8 protein-coding genes and 1 pseudogene are annotated in these 23,850 nt (G+C 67.4%); 6 read left to right on the forward strand and 3 right to left on the reverse strand.

The features are described from left to right. Positions 1–18: 18 nt before the first annotated feature. The 3 genes and pseudogenes from ACQP1O_RS28885 to ACQP1O_RS28895 form a co-directional block, all read right to left on the reverse strand. Positions 19–9,930, reverse strand: a pseudogene (locus tag ACQP1O_RS28885) (amino acid adenylation domain-containing protein); the annotation flags it as partial. Between the two features lie 380 nt (positions 9,931–10,310). Continuing rightward, positions 10,311–11,180 (reverse strand): SDR family NAD(P)-dependent oxidoreductase, encoded by an 870-nt coding sequence (locus ACQP1O_RS28890; protein ID WP_433561589.1) that lies wholly within the window; start codon positions 11,178–11,180, stop codon positions 10,311–10,313. A 30-nt stretch (positions 11,181–11,210) separates the two neighbouring features. Then, positions 11,211–12,845: a GMC oxidoreductase gene (locus tag ACQP1O_RS28895; protein ID WP_433567829.1), complete on the reverse strand. Its 1,635-nt coding sequence runs from the start codon at positions 12,843–12,845 to the stop codon at positions 11,211–11,213. A gap of 104 nt (positions 12,846–12,949) precedes the next feature. Here ACQP1O_RS28895 and ACQP1O_RS28900 point away from each other — a divergent pair, with 104 nt between their 5' ends. The 6 genes from ACQP1O_RS28900 (at position 12,950) to ACQP1O_RS28925 (ending at position 23,786) form a co-directional block, all read left to right on the forward strand. Continuing rightward, entirely contained in the window at positions 12,950–14,233 is a 1,284-nt protein-coding gene (locus ACQP1O_RS28900) for a cytochrome P450 (protein WP_433561590.1), read from the forward strand. Positions 14,234–14,399: 166 nt separating this feature from the next. Then, complete coding sequence (locus tag ACQP1O_RS28905) at positions 14,400–16,145, forward strand: fatty acyl-AMP ligase (RefSeq protein WP_433561591.1); 1,746 nt, start codon at positions 14,400–14,402, stop codon at positions 16,143–16,145. A 33-nt stretch (positions 16,146–16,178) separates the two neighbouring features. Continuing rightward, complete coding sequence (locus ACQP1O_RS28910; RefSeq protein WP_433561592.1) at positions 16,179–16,460, forward strand: acyl carrier protein; 282 nt, start codon at positions 16,179–16,181, stop codon at positions 16,458–16,460. A 71-nt stretch (positions 16,461–16,531) separates the two neighbouring features. Further along, entirely contained in the window at positions 16,532–20,779 is a 4,248-nt protein-coding gene (locus tag ACQP1O_RS28915; RefSeq protein ID WP_433561593.1) for a type I polyketide synthase, read from the forward strand. After that, positions 20,776–21,534 carry a thioesterase II family protein gene (locus ACQP1O_RS28920; protein ID WP_433561594.1) on the forward strand — a complete coding sequence of 253 codons (759 nt, stop codon included), beginning with the start codon at positions 20,776–20,778 and terminating at the stop codon, positions 21,532–21,534. Before ACQP1O_RS28915 ends, ACQP1O_RS28920 begins: the two co-directional genes overlap by 4 nt. Further along, positions 21,528–23,786 (forward strand): MMPL family transporter, encoded by a 2,259-nt coding sequence (locus ACQP1O_RS28925; protein WP_433561595.1) that lies wholly within the window; start codon positions 21,528–21,530, stop codon positions 23,784–23,786. The genes ACQP1O_RS28920 and ACQP1O_RS28925 overlap by 7 nt, the downstream gene beginning before the upstream one ends. Positions 23,787–23,850: the final 64 nt, after the last annotated feature.

The following is a 23,850-nucleotide window of genomic DNA, read 5'->3' on the forward strand; positions in this document are numbered from 1 at the left end:
CGGCGCCAATTCGCGGTATTCCTGCGGCGAGAGCAGATTCATCCGGACCAGCGGCAGATCCGGGTCGGCGGCAATGTCGCCCAGCACGCCCAGGATCCGACGCAGGGTCGCGGCGACGGTGTCGTGATCGAAGAACTCGGGCAGGTACTTGATCTCGAGGTGCAGTCGCGAATCGACCCGCCCGACCACGCCCAGCGGATAGTGCGCCGCGTCGGCGCCGGTCACGTCGACCAGCCGCATGCCGGCGATGTCGGTGTCCGCGGTCAACCCATGGCGGTCGACCGGGAAGGACTCGAACACCGTCATCGTGTCGAACACCGCCCCCGGCCCGGCCGCCCGCTCGATGTCGGCCACACCGATGAACTGGTGATCGAGCAGCGCGGCCTGCTCCGCCTGGATACGGTCGAGCAGTTGCCCGAGGGTCTCGGTGGCATCGAGTCGGACGCGCACCGGGACCGTGTTGATGCACAGCCCGATCATCGATTCGATGCCCGCGACCTGCGGGGTCCGTCCGGAGACCACGGCACCGAACGTCACGTCCTGCCGGGATGTCAACGCGCCCAGCACGATCGCCCATGCCGCCTGGATCATGGTGTTGAGCGTGATGCCGTGGGACCGTGCGCGGCCGGTCAGCGCCGCGGTCTGCGCCTCGGTGAGTTCGCCGAGCACCTCACGCGATTCGGTGTAGTGACGGCGTGGATCGGCCGCGGCCACCAGGGTCGGCTCGTCGGCACCGTCGAACGCACGGGCCCAGGCGTCGAGCGACGCGGCCGGGTCCTGCCGGGCGACCCAGGTCAGGAAGTCCCGGTAGGGGCGCACCTGCGGCAGCATCGTGGCGTCGCAGTCGGTGGCGTAGAGCACCAGCAGTTCCTGCAGGAGCAGCGGCGTCGACCAGCCGTCGAGCAGCAGGTGATGATTGGTCAGCATCAGCCGGTACTGCTCCGGCCCGGTGGTGACCAGCATCCAGCGCAACAGCGGGGCACGAGCCGGGTCGAACCGGGTGGCGCGGTCCGCCGCCATGAGCCGCGTCCACTCGCGTTCGCGTGCACCATCATCCAGCCCGGACAGGTCCAGCTCCGTCCATGGCGCCTCGGCGTCGTCGTCGACCACCTGTACCGGTCCGGCGTCGGTGACGAAGGCGGCGCGCAGATTCGCATGCCGGTCGAGGAGTACGTGCACGGCTCTGCGCAGCCGCCCCGGATCGACCCGGCCGCGCAGCTCGAGGACCAGCTGCGTGATGTAGGCATCCACCGACTGCTCGGACACCAGCGCGTGGAACAGCAGCCCCTGTTGCAGTGGAGCCAAGGACCAGACGTCGCTCAATGCCGGATACCGCTCCTCGAGCCGCTCGATCTCGGATTGTCCGAGCCCGGCCAGCGCCAGATCCGACGGCGTCCGTCCCCCGCTCCCGGCACGGCGGACATGCGCCGCCAGCGCGGTCAGTACCGAGCGCCACGACTCCGCCACCTCACGCACCGCATCGGCGGTGAGGACACCCGTGGGATACGACCAGATCGCTCGCAGCCGTTTACCGTTCGCGTCGTCCACGACGACGGCATTGATGTCGAGCACCGCGGGCACCGGCATATCCGGAGGCTGTGTGCCGGTGAGCTCTGCCGCACCCGAGGCATCGCCGGCGTCCACCGGCACCCATCCGGCCGCCGGAATCGCTTCGGCGCCAAGGTAATTGAACGCGATCTGGGGCGGCGCGGTGGCGAGGATCGGTCCGGCATTCTCGTCGAGATACCGCAGCAGGCCGTAGCCGATCCCGTGGTCCGGGACGGCGAGGAGTTGCTCCTTGACCGACTTGACCGCTGTCCCCAGCGCCGGCCCGCCCGCATACGCATCGTCGACATCCATGCCCGAAAGATCGAGGCGCATAGGGAAACTCGTGGCGAACCAGCCGACCGTCCGTGCCGGATCGGAGCGCGGGACAATGCCTTCCACACGGCCGTTTCCTTCGAGACGGATCGTCACGTCCGCGGGTGGGCCCGCGGAAGTCGCGGTCTCGTGCTCGCGCCGCCACCTCGCGATCGTCACCGCCAAGGCGGCCAGCAGCCCGTCGTCCACACTGCCGTGGAAAGCCGCGGGCACCATGGTCAGCAGAGCCTCGGTCGTCTCGGGATCGACCTCGACCTTGACCGTGCGGGCGGTCGCGACCACGTCGATCGCGGGGTCGAGGGGCCGTGACCCGAGCATCGGATCGTTCCCGGCGGTCATCGTTTGCCACCGTGCGAGCTCGGCGGCGCGCTCCGGACGTTGGGCCGCCTCGACCAGCCCGTGCGCCCAGCTGCGCATCGACGTCCCGGTCGGGGCCGAGTCGGGCGGCTCGCCGGAGGCGGTCCGCGCCCACGCGGCCGTGAGGTCGGGTACCAGCACCCGCCAGGAGACGCCATCGATCGCCGAACGATGAACGACAACCAGCACCGTGCCCGGCTCCGCCGTGTCCACCGGGTCGAACCAGACCACCTGCGTGACGATCCCGGCTCCCGGATCGAGCCGGTCTGCAGCGGCATCCAGCTCGGCCTCGGCCAACGCACGGAACTCGCCGTGCCCCGCTTCCATCGGCACCCGCACGAGAACGTCGTCGGCGCGAATCATTCCGGCCGGCAACACCTCCCACGTCCACTGCCCGTCGGTACCCTGGGTCAGTTGCGCACGCAGCATGTCGTGCCGATCGAGTACCGCCTGCACGGCGTCGGTCAGCTGCCGCCGGGCCATCCCCGCCGGCAGGTCCAGCATCATCGCCTGCGAGTAGCGGCCGCACGCCGACCCCGCCCGCTCGAGCAACTCTCGCATGATCGGCGTCAGCGGTAGCGGGCCCACGCCTGCGCCGGGCGGTTCGGCCGGGAGGGAGGTCGCGGCAGCGCCCTCGTGGATGGCGACCCGGGCGAGTCCGGCGACAGTTTTGTGCTCGAACACGTCGCGCGGGGAGAACACCACGCCCGCTGCTCTGGCCCGAGTCACCAGCTGGATCGACATGATGCTGTCCCCGCCGAGGGCGAAGAAGGAATCGTCCACACCGACCGTTTCGGCACCCAGAATATCCGCGAAACACCGGGCAATAGTCTGCTCGGCCGATGTCCGAGGCGCCCGGAAAGGCTTGTCTCCAGCGAACACCGGCTTCGGCAGCGCCTTACGATCCAGCTTCCCCATCGGCGTCAACGGAATACGATCCACCACCATGATCGACGCCGGAACCATGTAGGACGGCAACCGATCACCCAGATACTCGGTCAACACCGCCGAATCGATCGAACAACCCGGCGCGGCAACAACATACGAAACCAACGACTGAGCCCCGGAATCACCACGACGGCCAACGGTCACCGCATGACCCACAGCGTCGTGAGCCGCCAGCGCCGAATCGATCTCCCCCAGCTCGATACGCAGACCCCGGATCTTCACCTGGAAATCCGAACGACCCAGGTGCTCGACCACCCCGTCGGCCGTCCACCGAGCCACATCCCCGGTCCGGTACATCCGCTCACCCGGTATCCAGGGACACGCGACAAAACGCTCCGCGGTCGTACCCGCCCGACCGTCGTACCCGCGAGCCAACAGACCACCCGCGATGTACAACTCACCAGCCACACCGACCGGCACCGGCTGCAACCGCTGATCCAGAATCCATTCCGACACACCGCGGATCGGACCACCGATCGTCACCACATCACCCACCACCAACGGCGTGCTCAGTGTCGCGGCAATGGTCGTTTCGGTGGGCCCGTATTCGTTGAACATGGCGCGGCCGTCACCCCAGCGCCGAACCATTTCGGTGCCGTAGTCCTCGCCGCCGACTATCAGGTGCGTCAGCTCTGGTAGGGGCCAGCGGGTGTGGTCGATGGTCGACAGCGTGGACGGTGTCATGAGGGCATGGCTGACCCGTTCGCGGGCGATCAGGTCGGCGAGTTCGTCGCCGCCGTAGACATCGCTGGGCGCGATGATCATGGTGGCGCCGGCACCCAGCGGCAACAGCGATTCCAAAACCGACACGTCGAAGCTCGGCGAAGCCATATGCAGTGTACGAGAATCGGATTCGATGCTCAGGGCATCGCGGTGCTCGACGACGCAGTTGTGCAGTCCTCGATGCGTGACCGCGACACCCTTGGGTAGTCCGGTCGATCCGGAGGTGTAGATGACGTAGGCGATATCGTCGATACGCAGTGGACGTATCCGTTCGCTGTCGGTGATGGGCCGGTCGTCGGCTGCCTCGACGGTGTCGGTGCGGTCGAGGTCATCCGTTGTCAACCAGTCGATATCGTCGGGCAACTGGGCGCGCACAGACGGCGCGGTCACCCCGATGACCGCCCCCGACTCGGTCATCATGTGTGTGGTGCGTTCCCTCGGATGGCCCGGATCGATCGGCAGGAAAGCCGCCCCCGATTTCGCAATCGCCCATATCGCCAGCACCGAGTCCGGGGAACGCGGCATTCCGATCGCGACCGTGTCCTCTGGACCGATACCTCGGCGAATGAGCAGTCGCGCCAACCGATTCGAACGCTCATCCAACTCCCGATAACTCAGCTGCTGCCCCGCGAACACGATCGCCGACGCGTCGGGATCCCGCGCAGCCGCCGCGGTCAGCAGATCCGGCAGCGTCATCGGAGCCGCTGCAACGGCACCGCGGCGGGTCAGCAGATCGGCGCGCTCGGCAGGCTCGAGCACGTCGATCGCCCCGACCGGAACCGTCGGGTCGGTGGCCACCGACTCCAGAATCCGGATCCACCGGCGGGTAAGAGAATCGATCGTCGCGGCATCGAACAGGTCCGTGGCGAAGGTGAGCGCGACGGTCATGGCGCCGCTGTCGTGGTCCTGCGAGAGTATGAATTGCAGGTCGAAGCGGGAAACGTTGTTGGGGAGGTCGACCACCGACAGTTCGAGATCGGGCAGTTCCAGCTTCACCGGTTCCAGGTTCTGGAATGCCAGCATCACCTGGAACAGCGGATGGCGAGCCTGGGATCGGTGCGTGACCAGCTGATCCACCACTTGCTCGAACGGGATATCGGCATGGTCGAAGGCATCCAGGTCGACCCGCCGCACCCGGCCGAGCAGATCGGCGAACGACTCCCCCGGATCGATCTGAGTCCGCAATACCAGCGTATTGACGAACATCCCGACCATATCGTCGAGCTCCGCCACACCACGCCCCGCCACCGGCGTGCCGACCGGAATATCGGCGGACCCACTCATCCGGGCGAGCAACACCGCCAACGCACCATGAATCACCATGAACAGCGAAGAATTGTGCTGCCGCGCAGCGTCTTCCAACGCTCGAACCAACCGCGCGCGCAACGTGAAATTCGCCGTCACGCCCTGATTCGACATCACCGCCGGACGCGGCCTGTCGAACGGCAGATCAAGCTCGTCGGGAACTCCGTCCAGTGCATCTGTCCAGAATCGAATCTGCTGGGCGCTCAGCGATTCCGGTTCGTCCGGCGAGCCGAGGGTAGCTCGCTGCCACAGCGCATAGTCCGCGTACTGAACGGGCAGCGGTGTCCACGAGGGGGCCTCACCGCGGATCCGGGCGGCATACGCGGTCGTCACGTCACGAGCCAGTGGTGCCATCGAGAAGCCGTCCGCGGCAATGTGATGCACCACGACGGCGAGCACGTATTCCGGCTCCTCCGCATCGGCCACGTGGAACAGCCGGGCGCGCACCGGCACCCGGGTGCTCACGTCGAAGCCTTCGGTCACGAATTCGGTTATTGCCGGAACCAATTGGCCGAACGAGACCGTCGTCAGAGTGGGTTCTCGGTCCACGCGGTCGACGGATTCGATGACCTGGATCAGCATTCCGTCGTGATCCGGGTACCGCGTCCGCAGGGATTCGTGTCTGGCCAGCACATCGATCAGAGCCAGCCGCAGGGCATCGACGTTCAATTCGCCACGCAGCCGAAGGGCGATCGGCATGTTGTATGCCCCGGAGGCGGTGTCGTATTGATTGAAGAACCACATTCGTTGTTGCGCGGGCGCCAACGGCACGAGATCGGGGCGCGCACCGGCGATCAGTGGTGGGCGGGGTCGCCGCCCCGTCAGTGCCTCCTGCTCCATCCGGGTGGCCAGTTCCGCGGTCGTGGCCGCATCGAACAGCAGTCGCACCGGAAGTTCGATATTCAGCGCGGCTCCGAGGCGCGCTGCGACCCGGGTCGCGACCAAGCTGTCTGCGCCGAGGGCGAAGAAGGAGTCGTCGATACCGATGGTGTCGAGGTGGAGCACATCGGCGAATGTCTCGGCGATGAGATGCTCGGTCGGTGTTCGCGGTGCCCGGTACGGTTTGGTGTCGGCGAATACCGGTTCCGGCAGCGCCTTGCGATCGAGCTTGCCCGTGGGTGTCAACGGGATCCGGTCCAGCGCCACGATCGAGGACGGAACCATATACGACGGCACACGATCGGCGACATACTCCGCCAAAAGTGCTGGATCGATCGAATACCCCGGCGCGGCAACAGCATACGAGACCAGCGACTGAGCTCCCGATTCGGCGCGATAGCCGATCGTGGCGGCATAACCGACACTCTCGTGACCGGCGAGCACGGAATCGATCTCACCGAGCTCGATACGGAGACCGCGAATCTTGACCTGGAAATCGGACCGGCCGAGATACTGGATCTCACCATCGGGCGACCATCGGACCACATCACCGGTCCGATACATGCGCTCACCCGGCAACCACGGACACGCCACGAACCGATCCGCCGTCAACCCGGCCCGGCGGTAATACCCCCGCGCCAACAGGCCACCGGCGACATACAGCTCACCCGCCACACCGACCGGCACCGGCTGCAATCGCTGGTCGAGGATCCACGTCGAAACACCGCGGATCGGATGGCCGATCGTGACCAGCTCCCCTGCCGCCAGAGAGGCCAGCGTGACCGCGATCGTGGTCTCGGTGGGCCCGTATTCGTTGAACAGTTCGCGATCACCACTCCACCGTTCGACCAGGTCGGTGCCGATGCCTTCGCCACCGACGATCAGATGCCCCAAATCCGGTAACAGCCAACGGGTGTGGTCGATGGTCGACAGTGCCGAGGGTGAAATACACGCATGGCTGACGTGTTCGCGGTCGAGGAGTTCGGCGAGTTCGTCGCCGCCGAAGCTGTCGCCGGGTGCGACAACCATCGTCGCGCCCGAGCACAGCGACAACAGCAGTTCCAGGACCGAGACATCGAAGCTCGGTGAAGCCAGATGCAGTGTGCGGGATCGGTTTCCGATGCCGATGGCATCCCGGTGCGTGACGGCGCAGTTGTTCAGTCCTCGATGAGTGACCGCAACGCCCTTGGGCAGCCCGGTCGATCCGGAGGTGTAGATGACATAGGCGACATCGTCGACACGCAACGGACGCACCCGATCACCATCGGTGACCGGCCGGTCATCGCCCTCATCGAGGTAATCCGCTGTCAGCCAATCGATGTCATCGGGTAACCGTGCGCGGGCGGATGCCACGGTCAGGCCGACCGCCGCCCTCGAATCGGTCACGATGTGGGCGACGCGCTCGACCGGATAGGCCGGATCGATCGGTAGGAAGGCAGCCCCCGACTTGGCAACCGCCCACACCGCCAGCACCGAATCCGCAGAACGCGGCATACCGATCGCGACAACATCTTCCGGACCGATACCCCGCTCGATCAGCTGCCGAGCCCACCGATTCGAACGCTCGTCCACCTCCCGGTAACTCAACTCCCGGCCGCCGGACACGATCGCCACCGCATCAGGATCCACCGCGACCGCGGTGGCGAGCAGCTCGGGCAGGGTGACCGGTGCCACCGCGGGCGCACCGTGACGCGCCAGCAGATCGGCGCGCTCGGCGGGCTCGAGCACGTCGATCGCTCCGACCGGAACCGTCGGATCGGCTACCACGGACTCCAGAATCCGGATCCACCGACGTGCGAGAGAATCGATCGTCGCGGCATCGAACACATCCGTGGCGAAGGTGACCGCGGCGGTCATGTCGCTGCCGCCGTGGTCTGCCGACAGGACGAATTGCAGGTCGAAGCAGGATATCTCGCTGGAGAGGCCGACCGCCGGCAGTTCGAGGTCGAGTTGTTCCGGTTCGACAGGTTCCGGGCTCCGGAATGCCAGCATCACTTGGCACAAGGGATGTCGCGACCGAGACAGCTGGTCCACCACTTGCTCGAACGGGATATCGGCATGATCGAACGCATCCAGATCGACCTGCCGGACCCACCCGAGCAGATCAGCGAACGACCCCCCCGAATCGATTTCGGTCCGCAACACCACGGTATTCGCGAACATCCCGATCACATCGTCGACCGCTGTGCCGACCGGAATATCGGTGCCACCGCTCATCCGCGCGAGCAAGACCGCCAACGCACCATGAACCACCGTGAACAACGAAGAATCATGCCGCCGAGCACAATCCTCCAACCCCCGAACCAAGGCCGCATCCAACGAAAATTCCGCAGTCGCACCCCGATTCGACATCGCCACCGGTCGCGGTCTGTCGAACGGCAGACGAAGCTCCTCGGGAAGATCCGCAAGGGTATCCCGCCAGAACGCCAGGTTCTCGCGGTGGCGGCGGATCGCGGCGCTTTCGGCGACACTTCCGGGGTCGACCTGTCCGAGCTCGGTATCCGATGTGGCGGCGGCGAATTCGTCGAGGAACGCCGCGAATCCGGTGCTGTGCGCCGACAGTTCGAGGTCGGTGTACAGGTTGGGATTGGCCAAGAACTGGAGGAGCGTCCGCGGCGGATCCCCGGTCCGATACACGTCGACCAGTACATCCTCGACCGGGCCGGAGCTGAGGATATGGAATTCGCCGGCCACCGACCCGAGTCGGAGCTTCTGGTCGAAGAGCATCACATTCACGACAGGGCCCGCGAAGCGGTGCTCTGCGCCACGGGTCCCGATGGCGGCGCGAATGTCGGTGAGGCCGCACCGCTGGTGCCGCAACACACCCACCAGATCGGATTGCACCCGCAGCTCCAGCGCCGCGACGGTGCCCCCTGGATCGAGGACGATCGGAAGCGGTGCCACGTTGACGAATACCCCCGCGGATCGCCGCAGCACGGCGGTCGTGCGACCCGACACGGGAATGTTGACCAGGACCTCGTCGCGGCCGGTCTTCCGGCCCAGGTAACAGCCGAATGCGGCGATCACCACCGCGGCCGGGCTCGCCCCCACCGCTTTCGCCGAATGTTCGATCCGCTCCACCGTCGCGGCCGACAGTTCGGTGATTGCGACAACACTGTCCGCGCACGCGGGCGCCTGCCCGGCAGCCAGGCTGGAATCCTCACAGACGCCGGTGAGTCGGTCCACCCAATATGCCTGGTCGTCGGTGAACCTCTTCGACTCCCGGTAGCTGCGCTCGGCCTCGTAGAGGGCGCGGATGTCTGCCGGCCGATTGGGCTCCGCGGTGTGGCCCTGCGCCGCCGCCGTGTACAACTCGGCAATCCGGTTCACGATCATCATCGCGCCGTAGCCGTCCAGTGCGACGTGATGACTCCGGCAGTACAGCAGATAACGCCGATCCCCCACCTGCACAATCGCCGTTGCGACCAACAGGTCCCGGGTCATATCCAGCGGTGCCGTGTACTCCCGGCGCATCCATTCCACGCCGGCTGCGACGGGATCCGGTGCACCACGGACATCGATGACCGATTCCGCCATCTCGAGCGACGGGTCGTACCACTGATACGGCTCACCGTCGGTCTCGACCAGTCGCAGATACCCGGACTGGAACTCGTGGCCGGCTCGAATCGCCGCCTCACGCAGCAGATCAACGTCGAAGTCGCCATGGAACTCGACATACTGCGCCTCGGATATCGGCACATCCGGACTCAATTTCTGCGCCAGCCACAACCCCTGCTGCCCGGCAGACAGCGGTATCAACTGTGTGTTTGACGCGCCCGGCTCGGCATTTCCGCTCGATCCTCGGCCAGGGTCGGGCTGCGGTCGCGGTGCAGTCATTACATCCCTCGTTTAACCCTGGACCGCGCTTTATTCGCGCCTTATTTCCTGCAAACCCCGACCGCGGCCAGTATAAGCCGAGCGGTACGTTCGTGTACACCGCCGCACGCCGGGATAGTTTCCATATCCACAAGGAAGGTGCGCGGTGCGCTGGGCACTCCCCCGACGACTTCACCAGGAACACCGCTACGACCGAACAGCAACGATTCAGTGACTTCCCACGTTCGATTCGACGACTAAATATCTCTTCATTCCCGCATTTGCGCCGGTCGGCCTTCGAAATTATCCGGTGCGATGCAATGGCTATACATTTGCGATAAGAATGCCGCCGAAAAGTAATGGGGACGACACGCCGGCGCGGCCCGCCCGCGGTCCGGTCTTCAGCGGCGGAACCTGCGTTCCATGAAGCGCTGGACCTGGTCGCGGTGGACGGCGGACCAGGCTTGGACCCGGACTGCCCACCATGGGGCGATGTCGCGGGGTTTGGCGGTGACGGCGTGCGTGACGAGGTCGGAGGCTTCGTCGACGGTCAGAGCGGGCATCCGGCCGAAGTCGGTGGGGGCGCTCATTCTGGTGTGGACCAGCGGCATGTAGACCGAGGTGGTGGTGACATCGTCACCGGCGATTTCGGGGGCGACGCTGCGCAGCCAGACGTCGAAGGCCGCTTTCGAGGCCCCGTAGGCCGACCAGCGCGGACTCGGCGGCATGAGCACACCCCAGGTGGAGACGTTCACGATGTGCCCGTGCCCGCGTGCGCGCATATCGGGCAGCAGGGTCAGCAGCAGCCGCACCGGGCCGAGATAGTTGATGTCGATGGTGCGGGTGAAATCGTGGAAACGGTCGTAGGACTCGGCGATGGGGCGTCGAATCGACTTGCCCGCGTTGCTGATCACCACATCGATGTGCCCGTACTCGGACAGCACCGTCCGGCCCAGCCGATCGACGGCATCCGGGTCGGTCAGGTCGGCCGGGTGGGCGTGGGCTACGCCGCCGGCGGCCGTGATGTCGGCGGCCAGCCGTTCCAGTTCGGCCCGGGAACGCGCCACCAGCAGCACCACCGCCCCCGCGGCGGCCAGCTTCCGCGCACTGGCCTTGCCGATACCGTGTGAGGCCCCGGTCACCAGCACCACCTTGCCGGCGACGGCCTCCCGTAAGGACTCCGCGGTGGGCCGGAATGTCGGGTACAGCAGCCGGATCGCCACCCGCTCGGCGAGCGACCGCCGACGGTGTGCGACCGGAGTCTCGTCCACAGCTCTCGACTGTATCGCCGGACTGTTCCACTACCCGCCAGAACGAATGATCTGTTCGATATTGCGCTCTGCCAGCGCGCTGATCGTCAACGCGGGGTTCACCGTCCCGGTGCTACCGGGCACCGCCGCCCCGTCCATCACATAGAGGTTCCGGTAACCACGCACCCGGCCGTACCCGTCCGTCGCGCGTCCGATCACTGCGCCGCCCAACGGATGGGCGGTGAACGACGCGTCCGCATCCAGGCCCGATCGCGCAAAAGGCTGACCGTTGCCGATCATGGTGGCGTTGACTTCGCGCGCTCGCGCGAGATAGCCGGCGGCGCCACCGGGTGGCCACAGCAGGTCCACACGCCCGTCGGCCGGGTTGCAGACGAACCGGCCGCGGGTGTTGTCGAGCACGATGCCCAGTGATCCGAGCAACCCGATGTCGAAGGGCGTCGTGCCGGGTATGAACCAGCTCTCCAGCGTCACGGGTGCGCCCGCCTCGTCCAGAATCCGGCTCGCCGAAGGCGCACCCTGCGTGCCCACATCGAGCGCGGTGAACGGGCGGGCCAGGGCGACGTCGCCGTTGGTGCCCCAGCCTTGGCCGACGTGCTCGTTGAGGTTCGGCAGCGCGCCGGTCGCCTGCGCGCGCACCAACAGCTCGGAGGTGCCGAGGGAGCCCGCGGCCAGGAACAGCATGTCGCAGGTCAGCGTCCGGGTGCCGAGCACCTCGCCGGTCGGGGCGAGTTTGGTCACGGCCACGGCATAGCGGCCGGGCGCTCCCGGCACCTCGGCGATGGTGTCCACACGGTGGCCCGGGTAGATCCGGGCGCGGCCGGTGTCCTCGGCAAAGCGCAGGTAGTTCTGGTTCAGATCGAATTTCGCGCCGTTGGAATTGCCGAGGTTCGAACAGCCCACCGTCGCCGAGGCCGTCGATCGCCCGGCCAGCTCGTCGCGGATGATGTCCCATCTCCAGGTGCCGTCGATGGGCTGCGGTGTATATCCGGCCGCGCGGACCTGTTCGTCCCAGGCGCGGGAGTGCGTGAATGCGTAGGAGCCGTAGATGTCGTCCGGTATCGGGCTCGGCCGCAACATCTCTCGGACCCTGGGGTAGTAGATGTCATGCATCTGGCGATAGTCGACCGTGCCGCCGAACACCCGATCGAAGAACCGCTGCTCCGGCTCGATCATCACCCCGGTGAAGACGACCGAGCCACCGCCGACACACGCTGCGCGCCACACGTCGATGCCCGGATAGCTGCGAACATCGAGGACCCCGCCGAACGGATCGACAGGCACCGGGATCCGGTTCACCCCGGTGAAGGTGGTGCGATGCCAGAAGCCGCGGCCGTCCGGAATCGTGTCGATGACAAAGATGTTGCGCCACGGATCATTCGGCCAGCGCGATCCGCGCTCGAGCACTGCGACGTCGATCCCGGACTGCGCCAGGCGGAGCGCGGTGACCGACGCCCCGAACCCTGATCCGACGACGATCGCGGGTACATGGTCGGCGGGATCCGGCAGGGGTGCGAAGATCTCCGGCACCAGCACGCGATACATCGGTGTCTTCGGGCTCTGGCCGAAATAGTCTGCCCGTGCGACAGACGTGGCCGCGCCTACGCCCGCAAGGCCCAGCATCGCCGCAGCCGCGCCGACGCCCTTGACGAAACAACGCCTGCCCATGGTGGGCCCCTCGCCCGATCCGAACGTCACTCCATCACCCCCAGCAGCTGCGAGAGTCCATAGCGAATCACTATCATAGGGAGCCCTAGGGTGTGGAGGTGACGATGTTGACTCGCACATGGACTCGGTGGCTGCTCATGCACGGCTTCCTGCGGACCTATCTCCGATGGTCGGCGCGTCGGGGTGAGCCGCTGGGGAATCTCGCCCTCTATCCGGACAGCTTGCTCGGCTCATCTCCGTATATCGAGGAGATCCGGCAGCAGGGCCGGATTCCCCGGATATCGGGGGTGCACATCACCGCAGACTACGAAATCTGCCGACTCATCCTGCGAGACCGGCGCTTCGGCGTGGTCTCGCCCAATCATCCAGCCCTGCCGAAGCCGATCCGCTGGATGCTGGCCAAGACGGATCCGGGACTTCCCAACATCGGGGAACCGCCCTCGATGCTGGTGACCGACCCGCCGGATCACACCCGGTACCGGCGCATGGTCGGGCACGCATTCGGCCCGAAGGCGATCGCGGCACTCGAAGAGCGAGTTGCCGAAGTGGCCGATGACCTGATCGACCGCCTGGATTCGAATCCTCGACCCGATCTGATCAGCGATTTCTCCGCGCAGATGCCGGTCACGATCATCGCCGAAATTCTCGGGCTGCCGGAGGACATGCATCCGACCCTGCTGAAATGGGGAGACTCGGGTGCGCCGCTGCTCGAACGCGGCCTGGCCTGGACCACCTATCGCGACGCCGTCAAAGACCTGGCCGAAGTCAAACAGTACTTCGACCAGCAACTCGATCGGCTCGAAGCCGAGCCGCGCGATGACGTGCTCAGCATGCTGGTGGCGAACGACGAACTCACCCGCCGCGAGCAGGTGGCCAATGCGGCCCTGCTCCTGGATGCCGGATTCTTGACGACGGTGAACATGCTCGGCAACGGAATCGCCTTGCTGACAAACCATCCGGACCAGCTGGAACTGCTCTCCGCAAGGCCGGAGCTGTGGCCGAACGCGGTCGAGGAAATCCTGCGCTACGACGGTCCCGTACGGATGACCGGCCGGGTCGCCAACTGTGACGTCGACATCGATGGTCAGCACATCAGATCGGGTTCCCTGGTGCTGCTGTCATTGGCCGGAGCCAACCACGATCCCGCGGTCTTCCCCGACCCCCAGCAATTCGAAGTGACCAGGGACAACGCCGCGGAGCATCTCGCGTTCAGCAGCGGGATACACGGCTGTCTGGGAGCCCGGCTCGCGCGGTTGGAAGGCGCCATCGCGCTGCGAGCCCTTTTCGAGCGGTATCCGGATCTACGCCTGGACGGCCCACCGATCCCGCATCCCCTGCGAAACCTGCACGCCTACCGCTCCATGCCCGCCAAGGTATCTGCCGGGTAGCAGGGCCCCTCCAGCGGGAATGTGGCCCCAGGGGGTGCAGGTGGTCTCCACCTTTGGTGGCTATTCGGCACAACCGCCGACCCGGAAGATTCTTTTCCAAGTAGTGCGACAAATGCCAGCAAATCTGTCGCACCTGGTGCACGAATCAAAGCCCGGGAGTTCACGAATGCAGTCCACCTTCGTCGCGCACATTCGCGAGCAGGCCGCTACCTACGGCGACACCCGGCGCTACACCTATCTGCGCGAGCAGGGCCGCGAATTGATCGAGCAGCCGGCGAGCTATCGCGAACTCGACCGCGATGCCCGGGCGATGGCGGTCTGGCTGTCGCGACGCCCGGAGGCCGACCGGCCAGTGCTGCTGCTGTATCCCCCCGGACTCGAATTCCTGCGGGCCTTCCTCGGCTGCCTGTACGCGGGAGTGATCGCCGTACCCGCCCCGGTACCGCACGATGCCCGCAGCATGCAGCGAGTAGCGGGGATCTTCGCGGACACCGGGACCGGTTTGGTGCTGACGACCGGTGAATTCCGGGATCCGCTCGCCGCCTGGGCCCAGGAGGCGGGCGTGCACGTGTCGGTCGCCGCGACCGACGCCGCTGAGCTCGGTGATCCGGAGGCCTGGGTGATGCCCGAGATCGATTCCGGCACAGTCGCATTCCTGCAGTACACCTCCGGCTCCACCAGTGAGCCCAAGGGTGTGGTGGTCACCCACCGCAATCTCGTGCACAATGCGGCCGCCACCAGCTCGGTCCTGAACGCCACCGATCTCGACACCACGGTCGGATGGCTGCCGCACTTCCACGACATGGGATTGATCGGCATGCTGCTGCAGCCGATGTACCACGGCGCGAACTTGGTGTTCATGTCACCGATGACGTTCCTCAAGCGACCGGTGAGCCTGCTCGAGGCCATCCACCGCTACCGCGCCCGCGCCACTGTCGCGCCGAACTTCGCCTACGACCTGATCGCCCGGCGCGTGAGTGACGCGCAGCTGGCGGAGCTCGACCTGTCGTCGCTGCGGGGTGCCCTCGTCGGTGCCGAACCGATCCGGCCACGGACCCTCGAGGCGGTGATCGAGCGGCTGGGCCCGGCCGGATTCGCCGCCGACATCTTCATCCCCGGCTACGGCATGGCCGAGGCGACGCTGATCGGGTCCATCAGCCCGCCCGGGCGTCGGCTCGAGTATCTGACCGTCGATCCAGCCCAGCTCGAAGCCCACCGGCTGGTGCCGGCCGAGCACGGGACCCGCCTGGTCGGTAACGGCCCGGCAGTACCGGGAATGGAGATCCGGATCGTGGATCCGCACACCCTGCAGGCGCTGCCCGATGGTCAGATCGGCGAGATCTGGATCGCTGGAGACAGTGTGGCACAGGGCTATTGGAACCGGCCGGAAGAAACTCACGAGAAGTTCGGTGCGCGCGTCGCCGGGCGGGGACCGTACCTGCGCACCGGCGACCTCGGTGCGATCCATGACGGCGAAGTCTTCGTGACCGGGCGGCTGAAGGACCTGCTCATCGTCAACGGCCGCAATCTGTACCCGCACGACATCGAGGAAACCATCCGCGCGGAGCACCCGGCACTCGCCGACTCGCTGGGAGTCGCACTGGCCGTGGAAACCGGCCGGCAGGAGCGGTTGCTGCTGATCCAGGGCGTGCGGACCACCGCATTGGGCGAATCGACCCCCGCCGAACTGGCAGCCCGCATCCGCGCCACCGTGGCCGCGGCGTTCGACCTGCCGGCGCCGAACGTGGTGCTGGTGGAACACCGCAGCGTGCACCGCACGACCAGCGGCAAGGTGCAGCGCGGCTCCATGCGAGCGGCCTTCTTCGACAACATGATCGACTCGGTGCTGCACGAACAGATCGAACCGTCCGTCCAGCGGCTGCGCGCCCGCGCCCTGGCCACCCTCGGCTGATCCGACAGCCGAAACCGTAAGGGGATCACCACGATGCACACGCGCACGGCTGCCGGTGCGGCAGCACCGATCATCGAGTGGCTCGTCGACCGGGTCGCCGGCTATCTGGACCAGCCCGCCTACAGCGTCGACACCATGCTGCCGCTGGCCGAGCTCGGCCTGGACTCCGTGTCCGCGGTGAGCCTGTGCGGCGAGGTCGAGGACAAGTGGGATCTCGAGCTCGACGCCACCGTCGTGTTCGACTATCCGACGATCACCGAGCTGGCCGGATTCATCGCGAACGAGGCTGTCCTGCACCGTGAGTCGGCGGCATGAGCGGTCAAGGTTCGGAGGCGGCAGCGCAGCGTGACCACGCGGAGCCGCCGCGCATGCCCGATGGACACCGCATGACCGATATCGCGATCGTCGGCCTCGACTGCCGGTTCCCGCAGGCGCCGAATGCCGAAGCGTTGTGGGCGTTGCTGATGGCCGGGGCCGATGCCGTCACCGAGGTGCCCGAGCAGCGCTGGCGCGCAGGCGAATTCCACGATCCGGCGGGCGGACCGGGATCGGTCAACAACGTCAGTGGCGGATTCCTTTCCGATGCAGACGCATTCGACCACGAGTTCTTCGGCATCGCCCCGCGCGAGGCGCAGGCGATGGATCCGCAGCAGCGGCTGCTGGTGCAGGCCGCCTGGCGGGCGTTCGAGGACGCCACCCTCGACCCCCGCCGCCAGTCCGGGTCCGATACCGGTGTCTTCGTCGGTGTCATGGCCAACGAGTGGGCGACCGTGCACATGCGCGACTACGCGCGCATCACGCCCCAAATGGGTTCGGGCAACGGCTATTTCATGACCGCGAATCGGATCTCCTATCAGCTGGACCTGAGGGGCCCGAGTATGGCGATCGACACCGCCTGCTCGTCCTCGCTGGTCGCGGTGCACCAGGCGTGTGTCGCGCTGTCGGCAGGGGAATGCGATCAGGCTCTCGCCGCCGGGGTGAACATCACCGTCACGCCCGCGCTCAATGTCTTCTACACCCAGGCCGGCCTGTCGGCCCCGGACGGGCGGTGCAAGCCGTTCAGCGGCAAGGCCGACGGCATCGGCCGCGGCGAGGGCGTCGCGGTGGTGGTGCTGCGCCGGCTCGCCGATGCCCTGGCCGAGGGTCTGCCGATCCACGCGGTGATCAAGGGCAGTGCGGTGAACAACGACGGGCGCAGCAACGGCATCACCGCGCCCAACCGCTGGGCACAGCAGCAGGTGATCGCCGAGGCGTACCGGCGCGCCGGCGTGTCCGCGAAGCAGGTCGCGTTCGTCGAGGCACACGGCACGGGAACGGTTCTCGGCGACATGATCGAGGCCAAGGCGCTGGGCGCGGTGCACGCGGTCGAGCGGCCGCAGCCGTGCGCGATCGGGTCGATCAAGGGCAACCTCGGCCACACCGAGGGCGCGGCCGGCATCGCGGGCCTGATCAAGGTGGCGCTCAGCCTGCGCCACCGCGTCGTCCCGCCCACCAGGTTCGCCGCCGACGAGAACCCGCGGCTGCGGTTGGCCGCCCACGGCCTGCGACTGCTGCACGAGCCGATGCCGTTGCCGGATGGTCCGATTCACGGCGCCGTCAGCAGCTTCGGTATGGGCGGGACCAATGCGCACATACTGCTGGTCGGCGCTCCCGCGACCAGCGTTCCGTCGGCGATCGACGGCGGCGGCGTGCTCACCGTCTCCTCGAACGACCGGGATGGTCTGCGGCGCAACGCCGCCCGGCTCGCCGAGCACATCGACCACGATCCCGCCGCCCTGAACCGGCTGTGCTGGTCGAGCAATCTCGTGAAGTCCTCCGGCCGGCACCGGCTGGCATTCACGGCCGCCGACCGGACGGAGGCGGTGTCGGCGCTGCGGGCGTTCGCCTCGGGCGCGGGGCCCGATTCCGGTGTCGCGCAGCCGTTGTCGATCGGCTGGCTGTTCACCGGCCAGGGCTCGCAGTATCCCGGGATGTCGCGTGCACTGCACGAGCACAGTCCCGCCTACCGGCGAGCGCTCGCGGAGGTGGACACACAGCTGGCACCGCACCTGCACCGTTCGTTGACCGAAATGCTGCTCGGCGGAAGCGAACTCGTGCACCGGACCGAGTTCGCCCAACCGGCGATCTTCGCGGTCGAGTACGCGCTGGCCCGGGTGCTCACCGACCTCGGCGTCGAGCCGGCGTGGCTGCTCGGCCACAGCGTCGGCGAATACGCGGCCGCCGCGGTCGCCGGAGTCTTCGGCCTGGACGACGCGTGCCGGCTGGTCTGTGCCCGCAGCCGGCTCATGCAGCAACTGCCCGACGGTGGGACGATGCTCGCGGTCCGCGGCACGACCTCCGAGCTGGCCGAGTTGATCGCCGCCGAGCCCCATGTCGCGGTGGCCGCGGTGAACGGCCCACGCGAGCTGGTGCTGTCCGGTGCCGCCGATGGCGTCGGACGGATCGGTGCGGTGCTCACCGACCTCGGGATCACCGCGCGCCCGCTCACCGTCTCGCACGGATTCCACTCGCCGCTCATGCAGCCGATGCTCGACGCCTTCGCCGAGGTGGCCGCCGAATGCCACTACCGACGGCCCGAAATCCCGATCTATTCGAGCGTGCGCGGACGCCTGCTCGACGCCGACGAACCGATGGACGCCGCGTACTGGGTGGAACACGTCGAGGCCACGGTGCGGTTCGCCGATGCCGCGGCGGCCGCGCTGCGAGCCGAGCCCACCCACCTCGTGGAGGTGGGTCCCCGGCGCACGCTGGCCCCGATGGTCGGCCGCGCCCACGCCTCGATCGACCTGCCGATCCAGGTGCCCTGCCCCGGGCCGGATGCGGCCGGGCACGAGCTCGCCTCGACGGTCGCGGCCCTGTATCGCGATGGCCTGAACCCGGACTGGGACGTCCTCTACGAGCCCGCCGCCCGGGTGCGGCAACGTATCGGCGGCTACGAGTTCGCCACCACCCACCGCTTCTGGACGCAGTTCGACGCCCCGACACCCCGCATCGAAACACCCACTCCGACAACAGGACACACCACGGACACCACCATGGATCAACTGATCGAGCTCTTCCGTGAGCAGACCGCCGTCCTCGCGGCCGCGACCCGGAACACTTCGGCCGCACCGGAAATGCCGGTGCAGCCCACCCCCGTGGAGCAGGGTCCGGCCATCTCGGCCGCGGTCCGCGCCGAAGTCGCTCGGGTCAGCGGGTTTCCGGCAGACAAGGTGAGCACCATCCAAACCCTCTGCGGCGATCTGGGATTCGATTCGATCATGATCGCCGACCTGTTCGGCGGCCTCGCCAGGAAGTTCCCGGGACTCGTCGTCGAGCCGAATTGGTACACCCCCGCAACGACTCTCGGCGATGTGGTCACACTTGTCGCGCGTCACCGCGGGGAGCATGTTGTACCCGAACCCGTGGCCGAACCCCGACCGGCCGTCGAACCCCAGCATCGCATCGCGGATTTCCCCGAGGTCGAGGCGATCTCGGAGCGCATCGCGCTGGCCGAGTCCCTGGGCATGTCCAACCCCTACTTCCTCGTCAATGACGGAGTCACCCGGGACACATCGGTGATCGACGGCCGCGAGGTGCTGAACTTCTCCAGCTACAACTACCTCGGCCTGTCGGGACATCCCGCCGTCGTGTCGGCGGTCCAGGATGCGGTCGCGCGGTACGGCAGCTCGTGCTCGGCCAGTCGGCTGCTCTCCGGAGAGAAACCGATTCATGCCGAACTCGAGCGGGAACTCGCCGCCCTGCTGGGCACCGAGGATGCGCTCGCGATGGTCAGCGGGCACGCCACCAATGTCACGGTGATCGGGCACATCGTCGGGGAGGGCGACCTGATCGTGCACGACAGCCTGGCGCACGACAGTATTCTGCAGGGCTGCAAGCTCTCCGGCGCCACCCGGCGGCCGTTCCCGCACAACGACCACGACGCACTCGACCGCCTGCTCACCGACATCCGGCATCAATACCGGCGAGTGCTCATCGTGATCGAGGGCGTGTACAGCCAGGACGGTGACATCCCGGATCTGCCCGCGTTCATCGCGGTGAAGAAGAAGCACCGCGCGCTGCTCATGATCGACGAGGCGCACAGCATCGGGGTACTCGGCGCGACCGGCGCCGGCATCGGCGAGCGTTTCGGCGTCGACCGTGCCGATGTGGAGCTGTGGTCGGGCACCATGTCGAAGGCGCTCGCCGGGTGCGGTGGGTACGTGGCGGGTAGCGCCGAGCTCATCCGGTTCCTCAAATACACCACCCCCGGATTCATCTACAGCGTCGGCATCACCCCACCCAACGCCGCGGCATCGCTGGCGGCGATTCGGCAGCTGCGGTCCCGGCCCGCACTGCTCGAGCAGCTGCGGACCCGGTCGGAGCTGTTCCTGAAACTGGCCCGGAATGCCGGCATCGACACCGGCGACAGCTTCGCCACGCCCGTGATCCCGTGCATCGTCGGTGATTCGATGCAGACGCTGGCACTGTCGAATGCGTTGCTGCGGCGCGGAATCAACGTCAATCCGATCCTGTATCCGGCCGTGCCCGAGAACCTGGCCCGGCTGCGGTTCTTCGTCACCGTGTGTCACACCGAGGAGCAGATCCGCCACACGGTGCGGGTGCTGGCCGAGGAATTGGCCGAATTGCCATGACCCGGCATCTGATTCGGCCCGGCGACGAGCAGGGCCCGAGGTTGTTCTGCTTCCACCACGCCGGCGGCGGCACCTCGCTGTTCGACGGATGGCAGCGCGCGCTGCACCCGCACGCGACGGTCTGGCCGGTGCTGCTGCCCGGCCGCGAGCGCCGCGCCGGAGAGGCCCGCTTCACCGACCTCGAGGCACTGCTCGCGGAACTCGACGACCAGCTGGACGAATTCCTCACCGAACCGCACCTGTTCTTCGGGCACAGCATGGGCGCCCTCATCGCCTACCGGTTGGCCTGCCGACGCCATCGCAGTGGGCGAACCGCTCCCCGGGCACTGCTGCTGTCCGGGTACGCCGCTCCCCCGCTGCCGACGGCGCTGTCGCCGACCGACGCGCTCGACGACGCGGCACTGATCCGGCTGCTCACCGACCTCGGCGGGCTGCCCGCAGAACTGCTCGAATTTCCCGCGCTACTGCGCGATCTGCTCGCGACGATCCGTGACGACCTGCGGCTGTGCGCAAGCGACCCCCAGGCCGCCGAGCCACCGTTGCCCTGCCCGATCCACGTCTTCGGCGGCGACGCCGATCCGCTGGCCGGCGAACTCGACCTGGCCGCCTGGGCGGGGTGCACCACCGGCTTCCACGAGGTGCGGATGCTTCCGGGCGATCACTTCTACCTCACCGAGCACAGAGAACTTCTGTTCCGGCACCTGCGGCAGCTGCTGCGCCGATACACCCGATCCGAAGCGAGCCTGCCATGTTGAGACGCCTTGCCACCGCGACCGTCGCACACCCCCGGCTGGTTCTCGCCCTCACCACCGTCGTCCTCGTGCTCGCGGGCCTGATGGGGGCCGGGGTGTCCCAGCATTTGAAGGTCGGCGGATTCGACGATCCGCACTCGGAGTCCGCCCATGTCCAGGACGTCATCGACACCCGGTTCGGCGGCTCCCCCGATCTGATCCTGCAGGTGACCGCGCGTAACGGCGATGTCGGCAGCCCCGAGGTGGCAACGGCCGCACAGCGATTGACACAGCAGATCGCTGTGGAACCGGACGTGTCGGTCGTGGGCTCGTACTGGTTCACCGGGACGCCGGAGCTGCGCAGCGCGGACGGCCGGTCCGGACTGGTGTTGCTGCACCCGAACGGCAGCCCGGAAGCGGCGGCCCGGACCACCGAGCGGATCGTCGACGACCTCCCCGCCCACGACCCCGCGATCGAGGTGCGGGCCGGCGGCAAGCTCGGCATGACCAATGACATCGAGAGTCGGGTGCACCGCGATCTCGTCTTCTCCGAATCGATCGCACTGCCCGCGACTCTGCTCCTGCTGATCGTGGTGTTCGGCGGCGTGATGGCCGCGCTGCTGCCGCTCGCGGTGGGCATCGTCTCGATCGTGTCCACGACCGGGGTGCTCTTCTGGCTGGCCCACGTCACCGAGGTGTCGGTGTATGCGCTCACCGTCGCCACCGCCTTCGGACTCGGGCTCGCAATCGATTTCGGCCTGCTGACGGTGTCGAGATTCCGTGAGGAGCGACAACGCGGTCATGAGCCGGAACAGGCTGTCGTGGAGGCTGTTACGACGGCCGGGCGTACGATCCTGTTCAGCGCGGCCACCGTCACCGTCGCCATGGCCGGAATGCTGGTGTTTCCAACGTCTTTCCTGCGGTCGGTCGGTATCGCCGCGATCGTGGTGGTGCTGCTGGCCGCCCTGGCCGGGGTCGTCGTCCTGCCGGCGCTGATGAGCCTGCTCGGATCCCGCGTCGATGCCCTGGCATTGCGCCGCCGCCGCGATCGGCTCGCGCAGCCGTCGCGATTCTGGCGGCGCACCGCGATAGCCGTCACGCGCCGGCCGCTGCGGGCCGCGCTGGGAGTCATGGCGCTGCTGCTCCTGATGGGAATCCCGTTCGCGCACGCACAGTTCGCGACATCCGACGAGCGGGCGCTACCCGCCGACTCCGCCGCCCGGCAGGTCACGGCATCGATCCGCGACGACTACCCGGCGGACATGTCCCACGCCGTCACCGTACTGTCCGATCACGACCCGCAGGCGCTCGAGCCGCTCGCCCGGCAGATCTCGACCATGGACGGCGTCCGCCACGTCGACGGCGCCTTCGGGCGGTACGAGGGTGGCGTGCTGGTGACCGCACCCGGGCCGGCTGCCGCCCGATTCCTCTCGGGGACAACGGGATTCGTGGAGGTACAACCGTCGACGACCGTCCAGAGCCCGGCTTCGCAGGCTTTGGTGCGGGCGATTCGCGCACTACCGAGTGACCATTCGGTGGGCGGGCCGACGGCGTCGCTGATCGACAGCCGCGCCGCGATCACCGGCCGGCTCGCACCGGCGCTGGCGATCATGGCGGGGGCGACACTGGTGCTGCTGTTCCTGTTCACCGGGAGCATCGTGGTGCCCATCAAGGCCCTGGTGCTGAACATCTTCATGCTCTCGGCCGTGCTGGGCGCCCTGGTCTGGGTGTTCCAGGACGGTCACCTGGCCGGGCTGCTCGGCTTCACCCCGGCACCGCTCAATATCGCGATGGTGGTGCTGCTGTGCTGCATCGCATTCAGCCTCTCGGTGGACTACGAGATCTTTCTGCTCGGCCGCATCAAGGAGGCCCACGACGCCGGCGCGGACACCACCGCGGCCACCATCGAGGGCCTCGGCCGAGTCGGGCGCATCGTCAGCAGCGCGGCGGCCCTGCTCACCGTGACACTGCTGTCGTTCGCGACCGGCCTGTCGTTCATGCAGATGTTCGGTATCGGCACCGCACTGGCCGTCCTCGTCGACGCCACCTTGATCCGCGGTGTGCTGGTCCCGGCCTTCATGCGGATCGCCGGCGACCTGAACTGGTGGGCGCCACGGCCGTTGCGCCGGCTGCACGCCCGCCTCGGATTCAAGGAATCGTCGGCGGTCCCCAGCCCACCGGTCGGGACATCGATGGTCGGCGAAGTGATCGCCATCGACAGACTGTCGAGCGCCCGTAGGGCGACAGGTTCGATCGCAGGACAACTCGCGGGATGATGCCCCTTCGCGCGGCGTTCGGTCGGCGGAGGTTGTGCGGCCGCACTCCCGATAGGACGGTCTC

The organism is Nocardia sp. CA-151230 (assembly GCF_050942175.1).
GTDB lineage: Bacteria > Actinomycetota > Actinomycetes > Mycobacteriales > Mycobacteriaceae > Nocardia.

Coding starts and splice junctions, on each gene's coding strand:
- ACQP1O_RS28895 (WP_433567829.1), bottom strand. CDS start 12,845: ATGGGCAGGCGTTGTTTCGTCAAGGGCGTCGGCGCGGCTGCGGCGATG.
- ACQP1O_RS28900 (WP_433561590.1), top strand. CDS start 12,950: ATGTTGACTCGCACATGGACTCGGTGGCTGCTCATGCACGGCTTCCTG.
- ACQP1O_RS28905 (WP_433561591.1), top strand. CDS start 14,400: ATGCAGTCCACCTTCGTCGCGCACATTCGCGAGCAGGCCGCTACCTAC.
- ACQP1O_RS28910 (WP_433561592.1), top strand. CDS start 16,179: ATGCACACGCGCACGGCTGCCGGTGCGGCAGCACCGATCATCGAGTGG.
- ACQP1O_RS28915 (WP_433561593.1), top strand. CDS start 16,532: ATGACCGATATCGCGATCGTCGGCCTCGACTGCCGGTTCCCGCAGGCG.
- ACQP1O_RS28920 (WP_433561594.1), top strand. CDS start 20,776: ATGACCCGGCATCTGATTCGGCCCGGCGACGAGCAGGGCCCGAGGTTG.
- ACQP1O_RS28925 (WP_433561595.1), top strand. CDS start 21,528: ATGTTGAGACGCCTTGCCACCGCGACCGTCGCACACCCCCGGCTGGTT.